The organism is Oceaniglobus ichthyenteri, from assembly GCF_003057885.1.
In the GTDB taxonomy this organism is placed as follows: domain Bacteria; phylum Pseudomonadota; class Alphaproteobacteria; order Rhodobacterales; family Rhodobacteraceae; genus Oceaniglobus; species Oceaniglobus ichthyenteri.
In genome coordinates this window covers 305,181-321,444 of record NZ_QAGK01000001.1, presented here as the reverse complement: position 1 = coordinate 321,444, position 16,264 = coordinate 305,181, and the positions used below count along the sequence as shown (strand labels likewise).

Genomic DNA, 16,264 nt, shown 5'->3' with positions numbered 1-16,264 from the left:
GACAAGGGCGATTTGCCAACAAAGGAAAAAGAATGACCGAGCAACTCAGCCAATCCTATCCCGTGTTGCCCTTGCGCGACATCGTGGTGTTCCCCCATATGATCGTCCCGCTGTTTGTCGGGCGCGACAAATCCGTGCGCGCCCTCGAAGAAGTGATGGCGGATGACAAACAAATCCTGCTGTCATCGCAAATCGACCCGGCGGTCGATGATCCGACCTCCGACAGCATTTATGAATTTGGCGTTCTGGCCAATGTGCTGCAGCTTTTGAAACTGCCCGATGGCACCGTGAAAGTGCTGGTCGAAGGCCGTTCGCGAGTGCGCATCACCGAATACGTTGAAAACGATCGGTTTTTTGAGGCACATGCCGAGGTTTTGGAAGAAACCATGGGCGATGAAGACACGGTTGAGGCACTTGTGCGTTCCGTGTCCGAAGAATTCGAGCGGTACGCCAAGGTTAAGAAAAATATCCCCGAAGAGGCGCTTTCGGCCGTGTCCGACACGCGCGAGCCTGAAAAGCTGGCCGATCTTGTGGCCGGGCATCTGGGCGTTGAAGTGAACCAAAAGCAGGAGCTTTTGGAAACGCTGGTCGTGGCCGAACGGTTGGAGAAGATTTTCGGCTTGATGCAGGGCGAAATGTCGGTGCTTCAGGTTGAGCGCAAGATCAAGACGCGCGTCAAATCGCAGATGGAGCGTACCCAGCGCGAATATTACCTGAATGAGCAAATGAAAGCCATTCAGAAAGAGCTGGGCGATGGCGAAGAAGGCCAGAACGAAGTCGCCGAACTGGAAGCGCGGATCGAGGCCACAAAGCTGAGCAAGGAAGCCCGCGAAAAGGCCGATGCCGAGATCAAAAAGCTGAAAAACATGTCGCCGATGTCGGCCGAGGCGACCGTGGTACGCAACTATCTCGATTGGATGCTGTCCATTCCATGGGGCGTGCGCAGCCGCGTGAAAAAGGATCTGACCCGCGCCCAACAGGTGCTGGATGATGATCACTATTCATTGGAAAAGGTGAAAGAACGCATCGTTGAATATCTGGCCGTGCAACAGCGCAGCAAGAAATTGAAAGGCCCGATCATGTGTCTGGTCGGCCCTCCGGGTGTGGGTAAAACCAGCCTTGGTAAATCCGTGGCCAAGGCTACCGGGCGTGAATTCATCCGCATTTCTCTGGGCGGTGTACGTGACGAATCGGAAATTCGCGGCCACCGGCGCACCTATATCGGGTCGATGCCCGGTAAGATCATTCAGGCGTTGAAAAAGGCGAAAACCACCAACCCCCTCATCCTGCTCGATGAAATTGACAAGATGGGTCAGGATTTTCGCGGCGATCCGGCCAGTGCAATGTTGGAAGTGCTGGATCCGGAACAAAACGCGACGTTCATCGACCACTATCTTGAGGTGGAATATGATTTGTCGGATGTGATGTTTCTGACCACGGCAAACTCGTACAACATGCCAGGCCCGCTTTTGGACCGGATGGAGATCATTCCGCTGTCAGGCTATACCGAGGATGAAAAATCCGAGATCGCCAAGCAGCATCTGATCGCCAAACAGATCAAGAATCACGGTCTGAAAAAGGGTGAGTTTGAACTGCAGGACGACGCGTTGCTGGAAATCATCCGCACCTATACCCGCGAGGCCGGTGTGCGGAACCTTGAGCGTGAAATCGCGAAACTGTGCCGCAAGGCGGTGACCAAGATCGTGCGCAAGGCCGAAACCAAAGTGGTGATCACACCGGAAAATCTGGGCGATTATCTGGGCGTGAAAAAATACCGCTATGGTCTGGCCGAAGCCGAAGATCAGATCGGTGTCGTGACCGGACTGGCCTGGACCAGTGTGGGTGGCGAATTGCTGTCCATCGAGGCGTTGCGCCTGCCGGGTAAGGGGCGGATGAAAACGACCGGGAAACTGGGCGATGTGATGAAGGAATCCATCGACGCCGCGTCCAGCTATGTTCGCTCGATCGCGCCACAGATTGGGGTGAAACCGCCCAAGTTTGACACGTTGGATATCCACGTCCACGTGCCCGACGGGGCGACGCCGAAAGACGGGCCAAGCGCCGGTTTGGCCATGGTCACCAGTATCGTGTCGGTTCTGACCCGGATTCCGGTGCGCAAGGATATTGCCATGACCGGTGAGGTCAGTTTGCGTGGCAATGCCATGCCGATTGGCGGTTTGAAAGAGAAACTGCTGGCGGCGCTGCGTGGCGGCATCACGACGGTATTGATCCCACAGGAAAACGCCAAGGATCTTGCCGAGATTCCTGACAATGTGAAAGAGCGGTTGACGATTATTCCTGTCAGCCATGTCTCGGAAGTGTTGGAGCATGCGCTGGTGCGCAAGCCCGAACCGATCGAATGGGACGAGGCCGCAGAAGAGGCCGCCGCGCTGAAAACCGCGATGGAGCGCAAGGGCGAAGGCCCGGGCGCAACAGCTCACTGAAGATCGGACTGAACGAACGGTGCGCGCCTTTGGGCGCGCACCTGCCAAGGTCTGACTGCGCCGTTAGGTTCAGTCGATGCGCCGCATTTTCAGACCCAGCTTTGCGTAATCGACCGCCATGTATCCTGCAGGCATCGCGATAATGGCGTCGGGCATGACACGGGCCACATCTTGGGCCATCACGCCCTCAAAACGCCCGCTTCCGCCGCGATAACCGAATTGGTAAAGGGGCAGGCCGTGCACCGTGCTGCCCACGCGCACGATGTCGGTTTTGAGCCGAGCATCGCTCAATGCGGCGCCGCCACCGCCGCCGCTTGACCCACTGGCCACAGCGACCACAAGCGCCAACAGAAGAAGCGGAATGACGATACCGCCCGAAGATGAGGCTGTTTCCTCAATTACGATAGCAGGCTCCATAACCGCGGGCGCCAGACCGCCGGCAGTGACGGCGGTTGCCCCGATCATGACATAGACAAGCAGTGCGTGTGACAGGTATTTCATTGATCGTTCCTCCCAGATTGACACATGTCCAGAAACGTTAGGCCGTCATCGCGACATCTGTCAATTTATGTCGGCGTTATGGTGGTGACCGGAGCGCAATCGGCAGCTTCAGCGCCCCGGGCCGGTCGGTTGGATTGAGTTAGTTTAATCCAAAAACTATAGCGCAAGGCAATCATCTTGAACCAAAGGTAGCTGTATCGTTTCTATACTGGGGAATCGCGGGACTTCTGGTCCGACCCGTTTGGGCATCGCAACGGTTGCGCATTATGGAAGCGACTGACGATCGCTGCCGCGAGGCTCTGTGCCCCCTCTCGCAACCCCCTGCCGGGCAGTCGTGCGAGTGCTTGAGCAATCTGAGGGCCACGCACGCGACGCGCTAACTCAAACCTGCAAACTCATCATGAATGGGGAAAACTCGGGGGGCAGATCACCATTAAGCGCTAATTCGTGCTTATGGTGGGCGACCCAGGAATCGAACCTGGCGTGCGTCTCCGCGAGGGAGTTACAGTCCCCTGCCACACCTTGCGGCCTGTCGCCCACATGAGCCGGTGAACCGTCTCAACGTGGTGGTGGATAGCTGTGCTGGTTTTCAGCGTCAAGCAGGAAAATGCTTTGATATGGTGCTCTGGTATTAAACAATAATTAGGGATACTCGGATACGACATAGAAAAAGCGGGCGAGCCATGAAAAAACCAAAGTGGGTGGTGGATAAAGAGCGCGGCAAACGGGCCGCTGCGGCAGAAACCGTGTGGCTGTTTGGCCTGCATGCGGTGCGTGATGCGTTGTTGAACCCGGCGCGCGATCGGTTGCGCCTGGTGGTGACGCGCAACGCGCTTGACCGGTTGGGCGATGCAGTAACGGAATCGGGGATGGAGCCCGAGGTGGTGGACCCGCGCAAATTCACCGCGCCGCTGGACCCCGGATCGGTGCATCAGGGTGCCGCGCTTGAAGTCAAGCCGCTGCACTGGGGCAGCATCGAAGAGCGCTGTATCGCCCCCGACGGACGCCGCCCGATCGTTGTACTATTGGATCGGGTGAGTGATCCGCATAATGTGGGCGCGGTATTGCGCAGTGCAGAGGTGTTTGGCGCCTGCGCGGTCATTGCACCCAGTCGCCATTCTGCGCCAGAAACCGGCGCACTTGCCAAAACTGCATCTGGCGCATTGGAGCGGCAACCTTATCTGCGCATCACCAATCTGTCTGACGGGATGGAGCGTTTGCGCGCCATGGGATATACCTTGATCGGTCTTGATGGGACGGGTGAGGGTGAGTTGAGCGATCTCCTGCCCAGCCTTGCGGATCGCCCGATTGCCTTGGTTGTTGGCGCAGAAGGGCCCGGAATGCGCGAAAAAACCCGCGAAACCTGTGATCACGTTGTGCGGATTGCCTCGGCCGGTGCGTTTGGATCACTGAATGTGTCAAATGCCGCCGCTGTTGCGTTATACGCCACGCGCCAGGCCTGAACGGGGCGGGAATTTACCAAGGCTACCGAATGGGGTGAATCATGCTGTCGCGCAGACCTGCGATCACAAATTCGAGATTGGGTCTTTCGTCAAACAAAGTGGCCCCCATATCAGGTTTAGCACACGGAATCGGAACAGCTGTGTTGCCCTTTACTGTCCCTCGTTCCGAACTCACGCCCGGGCCATGCTTCGGGCGTTTTTTTTGGAAAGGTTTCGCATGACCCCATCCGATGATCTTTTGCGTGACGTATTTAAACGGGTGAAAACAATTGCCTGCGTCGGCGCGTCGATGAAACCCGTGCGGCCCAGTCATGATGTTTCACAATACCTGATCGACAAGGGGTACAGGGTATATCCCGTCAACCCGGGCCATGCGGGCGCACAATTGTTTGGCGAAACCGTTGTGGGGCAGATCAGTGATTTGCCGGATAATATTGATATGATTGATATATTTCGTCGCTCAGAATATGTGCCAGACATCGTTGAATCTGCTTTGGCGCGGTTTCCCACGCTGGATGTGATTTGGATGCAGATCGGTGTGCATCATGACGAAGCCGCGGCGCGTGCCCGGGCGCGCGGCGTGACGGTTATCGAAAATCTCTGCCCGAAAATCGAATATCGGCGCTTGTTCGGAGCTTGATTCACGGCCCACGCCGGATGCGAACGGATCGGCGTTGATACGTGAAACAGGGGGCCTATTTTGGCTGGTTCTTAGCAGGCTAGGTTGTTCCAGCCTCATCCCCAATTTTTTGCCACTCATGCAATTGATGCGAGTTTGGCTGCGCCGATCGCGGCCTCCGTATGTTTTGCGGTTGTTGGAGGGACGGGGAGGTATCTTGATCGGATTCGTGTGAATACTGAATTTCGCGCGGCACCGCCTGCGGTGAAAATCTTATGCGGCATTGTTCCGCCTGCTTGCGTGATCCGTTGATAACACAACCCTTCGATTCTTGCGATTCCTTCGAACAAACCGTGCAGAAATTCGACATCGTTTTCGGGACGGGGTGATAATCTTGGCTCTAGTTTCGGGTCATTGATCGGAAAACGCTCGCCAGCGGATAAAAGCGGGTAATATTCAAGCCCGGTGTCGATTTCGGGATCAATGTTCTGGCTCAGAGTGATCAGCTCTTCGTCAGAGAAATAGTGTTTTAGAACGCCGCCACCGGTGTTTGAGGCGCCGCCAACCAACCAGTGATCTCCAAGGCGGTGAGAATACAGACCGGTAGCAGGGTCATCTATCCGCTGTTGCGACAGGATTTTAATGGCGAGTGTCGTTCCGATTGACGTGACCGCGACGCCGGGCATTGGGTCGGCGCAGGCAAGAAATGCCGCGATGCTGTCGGTGGTGCCGGCATGAATTCTGGTGCGCCGCGACAGACCCAATTCATCGGCCAGGCGCGCAGAAATCGATGTGATTTCGGCGCCGGGCGCCACAACTTCTGGCAGCAGCGATGTGGCAAACCCCGTTTTTGAAATCCAGACGGGCCAGGTTTCTGTTTCGGGGTCGAACCCTGTTTTCAGCGCGTTGTTGTAATCAGAGGGTGCAACGCGACCAATCAGGCGCGAGGTGATGAAATCGGCCTGATGCAACAAATGGCGTGCGCTTTTGTCGGTGTCTTCTGACTGAAGCCGCAGAGCGCGACCAAGGGCCGATGCCGGGCCTTTGGTGATGTGAAGGTCGGGCGCCAGCGGATCAATCAACGCGGCCTCGGCCTCAAACCCTTTGCTGTCATACATCAACGCCCGCGTGACCGTTTGCAACCGGGCGTTGGTCAGGACCATCGTGCCGGATGTTCCGTCGACAGCGATGCTTGCAATCTGCATGGGATCATGCCCCAGATCACGCAGTGCCGTTATCTGATCGGTAAGGCAGGCAAGCACGGTTTCCCACCATTTTTCTGCGTCAATGCAGGTTGGATTTTGCGGCTGATGCGGGTGGGCCGCCATGCAAAGCAATTCGCCGCAAGCGTCCAACACAGCAGTCCGGACACCAGACGTGCCGATGTCTATCCCAAGTGCAAGGTTCACGAGCGTTGCGCCAACGCCTGGCGATATTTTTCGGCGTCCCAGTTAAGAAGCGCGGCCTCGGCCTCGGTTCCGATCGGCTCAATCTGCCAATCGGCGGGCACGCGGCACAGCACATCGCCCAAGCAGCGCAGCATCGCGCGCTGTGAGGGTGTGGCGTCGCTGCGGATCAGTATGCCTTCGCCCTTGATCAAAATTACCGGGGTGGATGGATCGGATGCCGATTGGGGCAACCCCGCCCCCAAAAACACCACATGATCAGGATAATACGAACCCGAGACAGCCAATGTCGCCGTACGCGGATTTTGGGCGATCCAGCTTTCATCGGCCCAGACATAGCCGGAAAGGGCAGGGGAGTGAGGTGTCTGCGTGTCGGGGATGACTGGCGAAAGCGCCAATCTCTTTTCCACCTCTGCAATGGTGCCTGCAACCTCGGCCACGGTATTGCCCATGCAGATCAGACCGTGGTTTTCAAGAATGACGATGCGGGTTTCGTCGGTGACTTTTGACAGGATCAACTGTGTCAGCGGAAGACCGGGCTTTGCATAAGGCACGCTTTCAAACGGCATACCCTTCAGCTTCCGGCGCAAAACCTCACGTCCCTGGGGGCTGATGGCGTGGGCCAATGTTGCAACGGAATGTGTGTGGGCCACGACGGTGCAATCAAGTGCGGCGTGAAACGTGGTTTCAATTGAGGGGCGCAGTGTTATCGCCGGATCGATGACAGTGTCCTTGCAACTTCCGTCGCCCGCGCCGTGTGCCTGCGCGCGCGCCTGCGCCAAATCGACCGGAACAAAAATGTCGGCCGCCTCGGCATCGGCCAGTTCGGTTCCCGATGCCTTCACCCACATCACCCGATCAGATTTGATCGAGGTGTTGCCACCCGGCCCCTGCACCTGCAAAGGGTCCTGTCCCAAACGGGCAGAAAGGGCGCGAAATTCAGTCGAGAGCAGTTCAGGCTCTGTATTCATGATAATAACTCTATCTGATAAGTTGGCGCTGCGGCATCGTATTTGGCGCATAATGATGCCAACACCTGCGATGCCGGTTGCGAGGCAAATTCATTTTTGTAAAGGCCCCCCTGCACAAGGAGCGTATCCCACCCCGCCGCCGTGCCGCCCGCGATGTCATGTTCGATGCTGTCACCGACCATCAAGATCCGGCTGCACCCCAACGCGGCCTGCAGGGCGTCGAACACGGCGCGGTGGGGTTTGCCGTAAAACGTCACCGGGCCACCGGCCTGTGCGTATTCATGCGCCAATGTTCCGGGCGCAATGACACGCGTGCCGCCCGCACGGGGCGATGCGCGATCAGGATTTGAGCAATATACAGTAAGCGATTTCGCCAGTGCAGTTTTCAGTTCCGCCGAACAATAATTTTCCGCCGCGTTTTCAGGCAACCCCATGAGAAGGATCGCTTCGGCCTGTTCAATGCCCGTAAATTCAAGCGCGAGCCCTTGGGCCCACTCCATTGCATCCCCTGCGTCACGTTCAATCGCGAACAGCCGGGTTTCTTTCAGCATCCCTTTTGAAAAACCCTGCCAAAGGGCCTCTCCGCTGGTCATTACAGTGCTGAACATGTCTTTGAATCCAAACGATGCGATGCGCTTGGCATTGGGTGCCGCGCGCTTGCCCGAGTTGGATAAAACCGCCAGAACGGTGCCCTTTGCCTTCAGCGCGTTCAGCGTGTCGATGGCAAACGGATAGGGGGCGCTGCCATCATGCAGCACCCCCCATTGATCGAACACAATGGCGTCGTAATCCTCGGCTATGTCAACGATGCTGTTTATGAACCGGGTCACGGGCTTTTCAGTCGACCATGTCAATCGGTTTGACCAGACCGGCGATATAATCATCGACCTCTTCGGGCTTCATTGCCGGGGCTGCTTTTGTTGCGGTGCCGGCGGGCATGTCGCCAAAGTAGAATTTGTAACCGGGAATATACTGGCGGCGTTTGCGGATGGGCATGCCTTCATAGGGAAACACATCGGAACGCGCATTCGCGGCATGATCGTGACACGGCAAAACATAATCGGCGCGTTTGTCGATTTCTTCAACCGACTGCCAGCCCTGGTAAGAGTTTACAAACCGCGCAGGCACCCAGTACCGCCACATTTCATCGGGGTTTGGCTCAAGGTTGCGCTCTTCGAAAATGGCGTCGCCACACACCACGATATCACCGGCGCTTGTCGCCACGCTCACGGCCATATGGCCCACGGAGTGTCCCGGCGTGTGAAACATCGTGATCCCGGGAAGGATTTCGCATTCGTTTTCAACCGCTTCGAGGGCACAGCCTGCGTAAGCCGGTTCAATCCCCAAGGCGCCGCTTTCATAGGTTCTGTAATAAAGGGGCAGGGGGTTGTTCGCCATCTCGATCTCGGCCTTGGGGGCGATATAGCGGGCGTTTTTGAATTGCTTCATGTTCTGCACATGGTCCCAGTGCAGATGCGTAAAGACGATTGCATCAATCTCGTCGGGGTGAACGCCCAATTTCTGTTCAAGATGTTCGTGAACCTGAAGGCAGCCACGTTTTTCGCAGTTGTGATGATATTTCGACGCGCGTTCCTGATCTGGCAGGCCGGTGTCGATCAGGATCTTGTGCTCGCCCGTGTCAACATAGTGGCAATAGACCGGCTGCCATTTCTTTTGACCGGCCGGGCCTTTCCAAAAGATGTAAGTGCCAAGATCGCCGTGAAGCCAGCCTGTGTTGATCGGATAAATTTTGGTTTCTGCAATGCCCACGGCAAATGTCCCTCTTTGCTATACTTTGTATACATAGACATCATCCAAAAAACATTGGCAAGAGAGAATCGATATTTGCCGCCTTAACTGGCCTTCAGGGCCTGTAGAAAGCTTGCCGTCATGTGATCGCGCATTCCCTTTGATGCGGTGATGGAATCCTCAGAGAATATGTCATCAATCAGGGCTTGATGGCTTTGCGCCGATGCGATCAGGTCTTCTTTGGTCTTGAACCTCTTGGCGCGGAAGGGCCCGGTTCTCAGCCGGAATTCCAAGGCCATTTCTGCCATATAGGGGTTTCCTGTTGCCGCGTAGATTGCAACGTGAAACGCCTCGTTGGCCTTCAGGTATCGGTTCAGATCACCGGCCTCGGCCGCAGCCACGCATTCGGCCTGCGCCGCCAGAATTTCGGATTTGTTCAATAAATCCAGTCTTTGTGAAACGATTCTGGCGCATGCGGTTTCGATTTCATGCATCGCTTCAAAAATCTGCCCAAGCTCTTTGCGCGAATATTGTGCAACAAACACGCCGCGCCTTTCCCCCTGAACGGCGATCCCTTGGGCGGTCAGCCGCGACAACGCTTCGCGCACGGGCGTGCGCGATACCCCAAAGCGTTCCGCCAGCCCGACTTCATCAAGGCGCTGACCAGGCTCAAGCTGACCTGCGCTGATTTCATCCATCAACGCCTGGGCGATCCGGTGGGGTGTCGACAGCTTTGTATCGGTGAGGTCATCAGATCGGTTTAGAGGCACTGGATATCCCTTCGTTGTGACCATTCTTGTGGCAGAAAAATACATTTCTGGCAAATAGCATGTTTACAATTCATTTTGTATGCAATCCTATGAACCGGCAACCAGAAGGAAGATTCGATGCCGATTATACAGCTGGAAAATCTTGTGAAGCGTTACGGGGCTGTCGAGGTGTTGCATGGTATCAACCTAAGCATGGCTGAGAACGAATTCACAGTGCTTGTGGGGCCTTCGGGGTGCGGTAAATCAACGACATTGCGGATGATCGCGGGTCTTGAAAGTGTCACTGAGGGTGAGATTTACACCGACGGCCGACCGATCAAACATCTTGAGCCGAAGGACCGGAACCTTGCCATGGTATTTCAGGATTATGCTTTGTATCCACACATGGATGTCGCGCATAACATATCCTTTGCCCTGCGTCTTCAGCGGCGCCCCCGCGCCGAGATAGACGAAAAGGTTCGCAAAGTGGCCGACATGGTTGGCCTGACCGATTTCCTGCACAGAAAACCTGGTGCGTTGTCGGGCGGGCAACGTCAGCGTGTTGCCATGGCGCGCGCGCTGGCCAAGGATGGCGATATATTCCTGTTTGATGAACCGCTTTCCAATCTGGACGCGAAATTGCGGGGCCAGATGCGCGCGGAACTGGCGATCATGCGGCAACGGGTTCAGCGCAACATGATCTATGTGACCCATGATCAGATTGAGGCGATGACACTGGCCGACCGGATCGTCGTGATGAACAACGGCAAGATTCAGCAAGAGGGCACGCCCGAACAATTGTTCAAACAGCCGGTGAATAAATTCGTGGCCGGATTTTTGGGCTCGCCACCGATGAATTTCCTGCAGGCCGAGCTTTTGGATGAGGCCGGAACGCTTTTTGCAAAGGGCGACGGATTCAAGATCGCGCTGTCGGCAGAAAAGGCGCGGGCGCTGAAATCACGAACCGCGTCGGTGACATTGGGAATACGGCCATCGGATTTGTCATATGATCCGAACGCATCCGAAGCGGAAAGCCTGGATCTGTCGGTTGTGGTTTCCGAATATATTGGTGCGCAATCGGTTCTTTTGTGCCGGTGTGGCCAATCGGATGTCACTGTCGAGCTGAAATCAGAAACGCCGATTGCTCTGGGTGAAACGCTCAGGTTTGGCGTCAGGCCCGGCGCGATTCACGTTTTCAATCGTACAACAGAAGAAGCGCTTTAAGGCGCAATCGTATGTATAAGGGAGGAATAATTTATGCATAGCGTACTAAAGACAACTCTTGTCGGGGCGGTGTTCTCGACGGCTTTGGGGGCAGGTGCCTTTGCCAACCCCTATGAGGCTTATGATGGGACCACGCTCATCGTGAACTTTCCGGCGCACCCGCATTACGAAGCGGTTGTTCAGGTATTGCCCCAGTTCACCGAGGAAACCGGCATCGAAGTCGAGGTCGACATGCTGCCCTACCTCAAGATGCGCGAGCGCCAGACGCTTGAGCTGACGCAGGACGAGGGCGAATATGACCTGATTTCCTATGTTGTATTTTCCAAGGCCGATTACATCTTTGCCGATCAGTTGGAAAACCTTGCGAAATATTTCATGAATCCGAAATTGTCGGATCCAACCTATGACGCAAAGGATCTGATCGACGGCTACGTGCAGAACATCGGTGTGGCAGGCGGGACCAAAGGTTATTTGCCCGGTCCGACCGGATCACTTTTCGGTCTGCCCCAGGGGTCGGAAACGTCGGTTCTGATGTATCGCAAGGACATCTTTGAAAAGCACGGCATCGACGTGCCCCAGAACTATGACCAGCTTCTTGAAGTGGCGTGTCAAATTCCCGAAGTCGAGCCGGGCATGGGCGGCATGGCATCGCGCGCGGCCTCTGGCCACCAGGCAAGCCACGCATTCCTGCTGCACCTGGCGCCATTGGGCGGGCGGGTGTTTGACGACAACTGGAATCCGGTCATCAACAGCGAAGAAGGGGTCGCAGCGGCCAACGCTTTGAAAACAATCGTCGATTGCGGCCCCAAAGGTGCGATGTCGTTTGGTCCGTCAGAGGCAGCAAACTCGTTCAGCAATGGCGAATCTGCAATGTTCATGGACTCGATCGCATTTGCACCGGGTTTCGAAGATCCGACACGCAGCAAGGTTGCCGGTAATGTCGGTTATGCCCTTCACCCCGAAGGTGTGCGTCGTGGCAGCCAGACCGGCGGATTTGGCATCGCTATTCCAAAAAACGCCGAGCACAAGGAAGCAGCGTTTCTTTTGGCACAATGGCTGACCTCAAAGCGGGGCGATAAACTGATCGCGATGGCCGGTGGAAACCCATCACGCTTTTCAACCTATGCCGATGCAGAGGTTCAGGCGAAATATCCCTTTGCCGAGACGTTTGGTGAAGCGTTGAAATATGCCGATCCCGATTGGCGTCCGATCATCCCGACCTGGGGTAAAATCAACGCTGATATCGGCACGACGATGTCAAAAGTGCTGACTGAGGGGCTTGATCCAAAAGAGGCGTTGGACGGGGTTGCAGAACGTTCGCGCGCCATCATGGAAGAAGCAGGCTATTACACCTGGCAGTAGTCCAATCAACCTGAAGACGATGCAAGGCGCCCGGTTGTGGCGCCTTGCATCCCTTGAAATTCGATAACGGATTGGGGCTCCCAATGAACTCTGCCAATCGTTTCACGCCCTATGTGTTTCTGGCGCCCGCGGCGATTATCATGGCGATCGCTTTGCTGTATCCGCTGGGCTACATGATTTTCGGCTCGTTCCGCGACTGGAATCCCAGCCAGACCATCGGCGAAAGTGAATTTGTCGGGCTGGCAAACTATATCACCCTTTTTCATGACCCGGCGTTCCGCGAAAGCCTGGCGGTGACACTTACATTCGCCGCAAGCGTGGTGTTTGCAGAATTGTTCATCGGGGTTGGCCTTGCGCTGCTTCTTGATCGCGAAATTCGCGGTATGTCGGTTTTGCGCACGCTGTTCATTCTGCCGATGATGATTGCACCGGTTGTGGTCGGGCTGATGTGGCGGTTCATGTACCATCCCACAGTCGGTACATTTAACAAATGGCTCGAAACTTTTGGATTTGAGGGCGTGGATTGGTTGGGGGCGCACGCGCTTTTTTCTGTCATTGTCGCCGATATCTGGCAGTGGACGCCTTTCATTTTCATTCTGTCCCTGGCGGCGCTGCAATCCTTGCCCCGTTCCGCGCTTGAGGCGGCGCGGATTGACGGGGCCACCGGGTGGCAGCAGATATGGCATATCAAGTTGCCTCTGATGATGCCCGTCTTGATCGTTACGGGGCTTTTGCGTCTGATCGATGCGTTCAAGGTTCTCGAGGTGATATTGGTCATGACCGAAGGTGGCCCGGGATTATCTACCGAAATCCTCGCATTGCGCATCAGCCGAACCGCAACTGAATTCCGTGAACTTGGTGTTGCGGCTGCAATGTCGAATTATTTGCTGATCCTGTTGTTCATCCTGACGGTTTCCATGTTTGCGATCACCAAAATTCAGGAAATGCGATCCGCCCGCATGTCGCGCCAAATTCAACAGGACGCCTAAAATGCAGAACAAACGCCCAAACCCCGCCTTCTATGCATTGCTTATCGCGCTGATTTTCATGGCGGTTGGCCCGATCACGTTGATGATGGCGAACTCTTTCAAATTGGATGTCGATATTATCGGCGGAACGTCGGGATTGTTGTTCATGCCCACGATCCGCAATTATGAAACGGCCCTGTGTGACGTATTGTGGTACGAACCCGCGCATCTTGATTACTGTTCGATCAAGTTTGGCGGCGCTTTCATCAACTCGCTGATTATCGCGTTGGTTTCCACGGCCCTGACACTGGTGATCGGATGCATGGCGGCTTATGCGTTGGTGCGGTTTCGGTTCATGGGGCGCGACACGGTGTCGTTGACAACATTGATGGTGCGCATGGTGCCGGCTGCCGTTCTTCTGGTGCCGGTATTTGGCCTTTGGAACAATGAATTTTGCCTCGACAAAGAAGGATTGATCGGCGGCGCGATCCGCGACACCTTTGGCGGGCGGGGCGATGTGTGTCTGGCTGGCACGCATTCGGGCATCATTCTGATTTATGTGGCGATGAATCTGCCGTTCGTGATCTGGATTTTGCAAAGCTTCATCGTTCAGGTGCCCCGTTCGCTTGAAGAGGCGGCGCGCGTGGATGGCGCCAGCCCGTTTCAGGTGTTCTTCAAAGTGGTTCTGCCCCTGATCAAACCCGGTCTTGCCGCCGCGGCGATTTTCACCTTCCGGATTGCCTGGAATGAATATCTGTTGGCCTCTGCCTTGTCTGATCGCAATACCAAGACCGTGCCGATCCTGATTGTGAACAACACATCCGAATTCAACGTTGAATGGGGGGTGATCATGGCCACGGGCATGTTGCTGGCCATTCCGCCGATCATTTTCACCTTGTTTGCCTCGCGTCAGATCATCACCGGTATGACCGCCGGTGCGGTCAAGGGGTAATACCATGCCCCACGACGTTGCATTATTGGGTACATTCGACACCAAATCTGCCGAGCTTGACGCATTGTCGCGCTATCTGTTGGCGCAGGGTCTTCGGATATTTCCCGTTGACCTTTCGCTGCAATCACAGACGCGTGTCTTTAGCGGCGAAGAAAAGCTTTTGCGCATGGCCGCCGTTTCCGAGGCCGCCGCGAGATCGATGCAAGGTCGGCCCATTTCGGCGGTTGTGGCCTTGGGCGGCGGCACAGGAAGCGAGATTTCGCTGGAGGCGATGCGGGATTTACCCGTTTCCTTGCCCAAGTTTCTGATCACGACACTGCCGTTTGATCCGCGCCATGCCTTGGCCGCCAACGGAACGGTTCTGATTCCGACGTTGTGTGATCTGCAGGGAATGAACATGGCCTTGCGGGAAACCTTCGCAAGGGCGGCGGCGATGGTCGGCGCCTGTGTCAATCATCCAACATCCGAACCAACCTCCGATGACCTCGCGATTGGGCTCAGCCTGCTTGGGGTAACCCAGAAAGCGTGCGACGAAATCCTCCCGCGGCTTGCGGCACAGGGCCTTGAGGCGATGGCATTCCATGCCAACGGGTTCGGGGGCGCCGCACTTTCTCGGTTCGCAAAAGAAGGCCGCCTGAGCGGTATGATTGATTTGACGGTGAACGAAATCGTGCGCATGCATGTCAAAGGCGCCCACGTCAAAATGCCAGAGCGGTTTACCTGTGCGGCCCATCTGCCGCGTTTGGTGATGCCGGGGGCCATCAATTTTTACGATGGCGGGCCGGTCGATACAATACCTGAAGCCGTATTGAAACGGCCTCACTATCGTCATTCAAGTTACTTCACCCATATCAAACTGACCCCGGAAGAGTTGGAAATCGCAACCAATGCCTTGGCCGATGATCTGAACAAATCGCGCGCGCCATGTGACGTCATTATCCCCATGGGCGGTTTCAGCAGCGAAGACCGCAAAGGCGGCGCAATCGAGGACGAAGCACTGCGCGCCCTCGTCGCAGACATCCTCAGGCAGCGCGCGCAAAGATACACCGTGACCATGATCCCGACCCATATCGGGGATGCCGAAACAGCAGAAACCGCCGTTTCCACATTACTTCGACACCTGCCATGAAAGAGTTCACCCCATGACCACATCTCTCGATTTTCACGATATCCTCGACAAAAAAGATCAGTTGATCGCAACCGCCAAGCGCTGTTTTGAAAGAGGGCTTCAGACAAACGCAGGCGGAAATCTGTCTGTCTGTCTTGAAACGCGCGAGGCAATCGTGATCAAACCTTCGGGCGTGGGATACAATGAATGCACTCGCGAAAACCTGCAATTGGTGATGATGAACGGTGAGATTCTTCCGTCCGAACTCCCGCTCAAGCCGTCAAAGGACCTGGAGTTTCATCTGGAAATCTACCGTCGCCGCGCCGACATCAGCGCAATTGTTCATTGCCACAGCCCCTGGGCAACCGGCTATGCAAGTGCGGGCCTTGAAATTCCGTGCCTCACGGTTCAAACTGTTGAAAAGATTGGCAGGATGCCGTTGATTCCGCTGAACGATCAACTGGGCCCGCAGACGGCGGAAATGATCGGACCCTATTTCGACGACCCCAAGATCCGCGCAGCCGTGTTGGCCAACCACGGAACGATCGGCACTGGCAAAACACTTTTGGCCGCACAATATCTGGCAGAAATCATCGAAGAAACCGCCCACATCGCATACGTGCGTGATGCGATGGTCGCCGCACATGGCCTGAAAACACCGGCCAGTCCGGTTTTCGGAACATTGAAAGATCAAAAAATGGCTTTAAGCGCCGAGTAGTTGGCAGGGCGTTTTAAATGCCAGCGTGGT

Annotated in this window: 15 protein-coding genes and 1 tRNA gene; 9 read left to right on the top strand and 7 right to left on the bottom strand. The window is 55.7% G+C overall.

The window, feature by feature from the left end; translation table 11 throughout:
- The first annotated feature begins 32 nt into the window (after positions 1 to 32).
- Complete coding sequence (lon, locus tag C8265_RS01455; protein ID WP_108482187.1) at positions 33 to 2,444, top strand: endopeptidase La; 2,412 nt, start codon at positions 33 to 35, stop codon at positions 2,442 to 2,444.
- Positions 2,445 to 2,513: 69 nt separating this feature from the next.
- Here the strand turns inward: lon and C8265_RS01450 are convergent, their stop codons facing one another.
- Both C8265_RS01450 and C8265_RS19355 read right to left on the bottom strand, forming a co-directional pair.
- Positions 2,514 to 2,945, bottom strand: a complete 432-nt coding sequence (locus C8265_RS01450) for a tail fiber domain-containing protein (protein WP_164512228.1) — start codon at positions 2,943 to 2,945, stop codon at positions 2,514 to 2,516.
- Between the two features lie 454 nt (positions 2,946 to 3,399).
- Positions 3,400 to 3,483: transfer RNA gene (locus C8265_RS19355), tRNA-Tyr, on the bottom strand.
- 145 nt (positions 3,484 to 3,628) lie between these two features.
- Here C8265_RS19355 and rlmB point away from each other — a divergent pair.
- On the top strand, positions 3,629 to 4,408 hold the full coding sequence (gene rlmB / locus C8265_RS01445; protein ID WP_108482186.1) for a 23S rRNA (guanosine(2251)-2'-O)-methyltransferase RlmB: 780 nt from the start codon (positions 3,629 to 3,631) through the stop codon (positions 4,406 to 4,408).
- 217 nt (positions 4,409 to 4,625) lie between these two features.
- Positions 4,626 to 5,048 (top strand): CoA-binding protein, encoded by a 423-nt coding sequence (locus C8265_RS01440; RefSeq protein WP_108482499.1) that lies wholly within the window; start codon positions 4,626 to 4,628, stop codon positions 5,046 to 5,048.
- 116 nt (positions 5,049 to 5,164) lie between these two features.
- Here the strand turns inward: C8265_RS01440 and C8265_RS01435 are convergent, their stop codons facing one another.
- From C8265_RS01435 to C8265_RS01415, 5 genes are all read right to left on the bottom strand, one after another.
- Positions 5,165 to 6,436 carry an FGGY-family carbohydrate kinase gene (locus C8265_RS01435; RefSeq protein WP_108482185.1) on the bottom strand — a complete coding sequence of 424 codons (1,272 nt, stop codon included), beginning with the start codon at positions 6,434 to 6,436 and terminating at the stop codon, positions 5,165 to 5,167.
- Positions 6,433 to 7,404 (bottom strand): class II aldolase/adducin family protein, encoded by a 972-nt coding sequence (locus C8265_RS01430; RefSeq protein ID WP_108482184.1) that lies wholly within the window; start codon positions 7,402 to 7,404, stop codon positions 6,433 to 6,435. Before C8265_RS01430 ends, C8265_RS01435 begins: the two co-directional genes overlap by 4 nt.
- A complete protein-coding gene (locus tag C8265_RS01425) occupies positions 7,401 to 8,234 on the bottom strand; it encodes a TIGR01459 family HAD-type hydrolase (RefSeq protein ID WP_164512227.1) in 834 nt (277 codons plus the stop codon). The genes C8265_RS01430 and C8265_RS01425 overlap by 4 nt, the downstream gene beginning before the upstream one ends.
- Positions 8,235 to 8,241: 7 nt before the next feature.
- Positions 8,242 to 9,174, bottom strand: a complete 933-nt coding sequence (locus tag C8265_RS01420; protein ID WP_108482182.1) for an N-acyl homoserine lactonase family protein — start codon at positions 9,172 to 9,174, stop codon at positions 8,242 to 8,244.
- 83 nt (positions 9,175 to 9,257) lie between these two features.
- A complete protein-coding gene (locus C8265_RS01415; RefSeq protein ID WP_240610938.1) occupies positions 9,258 to 9,923 on the bottom strand; it encodes a GntR family transcriptional regulator in 666 nt (221 codons plus the stop codon).
- 117 nt (positions 9,924 to 10,040) lie between these two features.
- Here C8265_RS01415 and C8265_RS01410 point away from each other — a divergent pair, with 117 nt between their 5' ends.
- The 6 genes from C8265_RS01410 (at position 10,041) to C8265_RS01385 (ending at position 16,234) form a co-directional block, all read left to right on the top strand.
- Positions 10,041 to 11,126 (top strand): ABC transporter ATP-binding protein, encoded by a 1,086-nt coding sequence (locus C8265_RS01410; RefSeq protein ID WP_108482180.1) that lies wholly within the window; start codon positions 10,041 to 10,043, stop codon positions 11,124 to 11,126.
- A 33-nt stretch (positions 11,127 to 11,159) separates the two neighbouring features.
- On the top strand, positions 11,160 to 12,488 hold the full coding sequence (locus C8265_RS01405) for an extracellular solute-binding protein (RefSeq protein ID WP_108482179.1): 1,329 nt from the start codon (positions 11,160 to 11,162) through the stop codon (positions 12,486 to 12,488).
- Positions 12,489 to 12,571: 83 nt separating this feature from the next.
- Complete coding sequence (locus C8265_RS01400) at positions 12,572 to 13,477, top strand: carbohydrate ABC transporter permease (protein WP_108482178.1); 906 nt, start codon at positions 12,572 to 12,574, stop codon at positions 13,475 to 13,477.
- 1 nt (position 13,478) lies between these two features.
- Positions 13,479 to 14,408 carry a carbohydrate ABC transporter permease gene (locus C8265_RS01395; protein WP_108482177.1) on the top strand — a complete coding sequence of 310 codons (930 nt, stop codon included), beginning with the start codon at positions 13,479 to 13,481 and terminating at the stop codon, positions 14,406 to 14,408.
- A gap of 4 nt (positions 14,409 to 14,412) precedes the next feature.
- Positions 14,413 to 15,537 (top strand): Tm-1-like ATP-binding domain-containing protein, encoded by a 1,125-nt coding sequence (locus C8265_RS01390; protein ID WP_108482176.1) that lies wholly within the window; start codon positions 14,413 to 14,415, stop codon positions 15,535 to 15,537.
- Positions 15,485 to 16,234 (top strand): class II aldolase/adducin family protein, encoded by a 750-nt coding sequence (locus tag C8265_RS01385; RefSeq protein WP_240610937.1) that lies wholly within the window; start codon positions 15,485 to 15,487, stop codon positions 16,232 to 16,234. Before C8265_RS01390 ends, C8265_RS01385 begins: the two co-directional genes overlap by 53 nt.
- The last annotated feature ends 30 nt before the right edge of the window (positions 16,235 to 16,264 follow it).

Coding starts and splice junctions, on each gene's coding strand:
- C8265_RS01405 (WP_108482179.1), top strand. CDS start 11,160: ATGCATAGCGTACTAAAGACAACTCTTGTCGGGGCGGTGTTCTCGACG.
- C8265_RS01385 (WP_240610937.1), top strand. CDS start 15,485: ATGCCGAAACAGCAGAAACCGCCGTTTCCACATTACTTCGACACCTGC.
- lon (WP_108482187.1), top strand. CDS start 33: ATGACCGAGCAACTCAGCCAATCCTATCCCGTGTTGCCCTTGCGCGAC.
- rlmB (WP_108482186.1), top strand. CDS start 3,629: ATGAAAAAACCAAAGTGGGTGGTGGATAAAGAGCGCGGCAAACGGGCC.
- C8265_RS01400 (WP_108482178.1), top strand. CDS start 12,572: ATGAACTCTGCCAATCGTTTCACGCCCTATGTGTTTCTGGCGCCCGCG.
- C8265_RS01390 (WP_108482176.1), top strand. CDS start 14,413: ATGCCCCACGACGTTGCATTATTGGGTACATTCGACACCAAATCTGCC.
- C8265_RS01395 (WP_108482177.1), top strand. CDS start 13,479: ATGCAGAACAAACGCCCAAACCCCGCCTTCTATGCATTGCTTATCGCG.
- C8265_RS01410 (WP_108482180.1), top strand. CDS start 10,041: ATGCCGATTATACAGCTGGAAAATCTTGTGAAGCGTTACGGGGCTGTC.
- C8265_RS01450 (WP_164512228.1), bottom strand. CDS start 2,945: ATGAAATACCTGTCACACGCACTGCTTGTCTATGTCATGATCGGGGCA.
- C8265_RS01430 (WP_108482184.1), bottom strand. CDS start 7,404: ATGAATACAGAGCCTGAACTGCTCTCGACTGAATTTCGCGCCCTTTCT.
- C8265_RS01440 (WP_108482499.1), top strand. CDS start 4,626: ATGACCCCATCCGATGATCTTTTGCGTGACGTATTTAAACGGGTGAAA.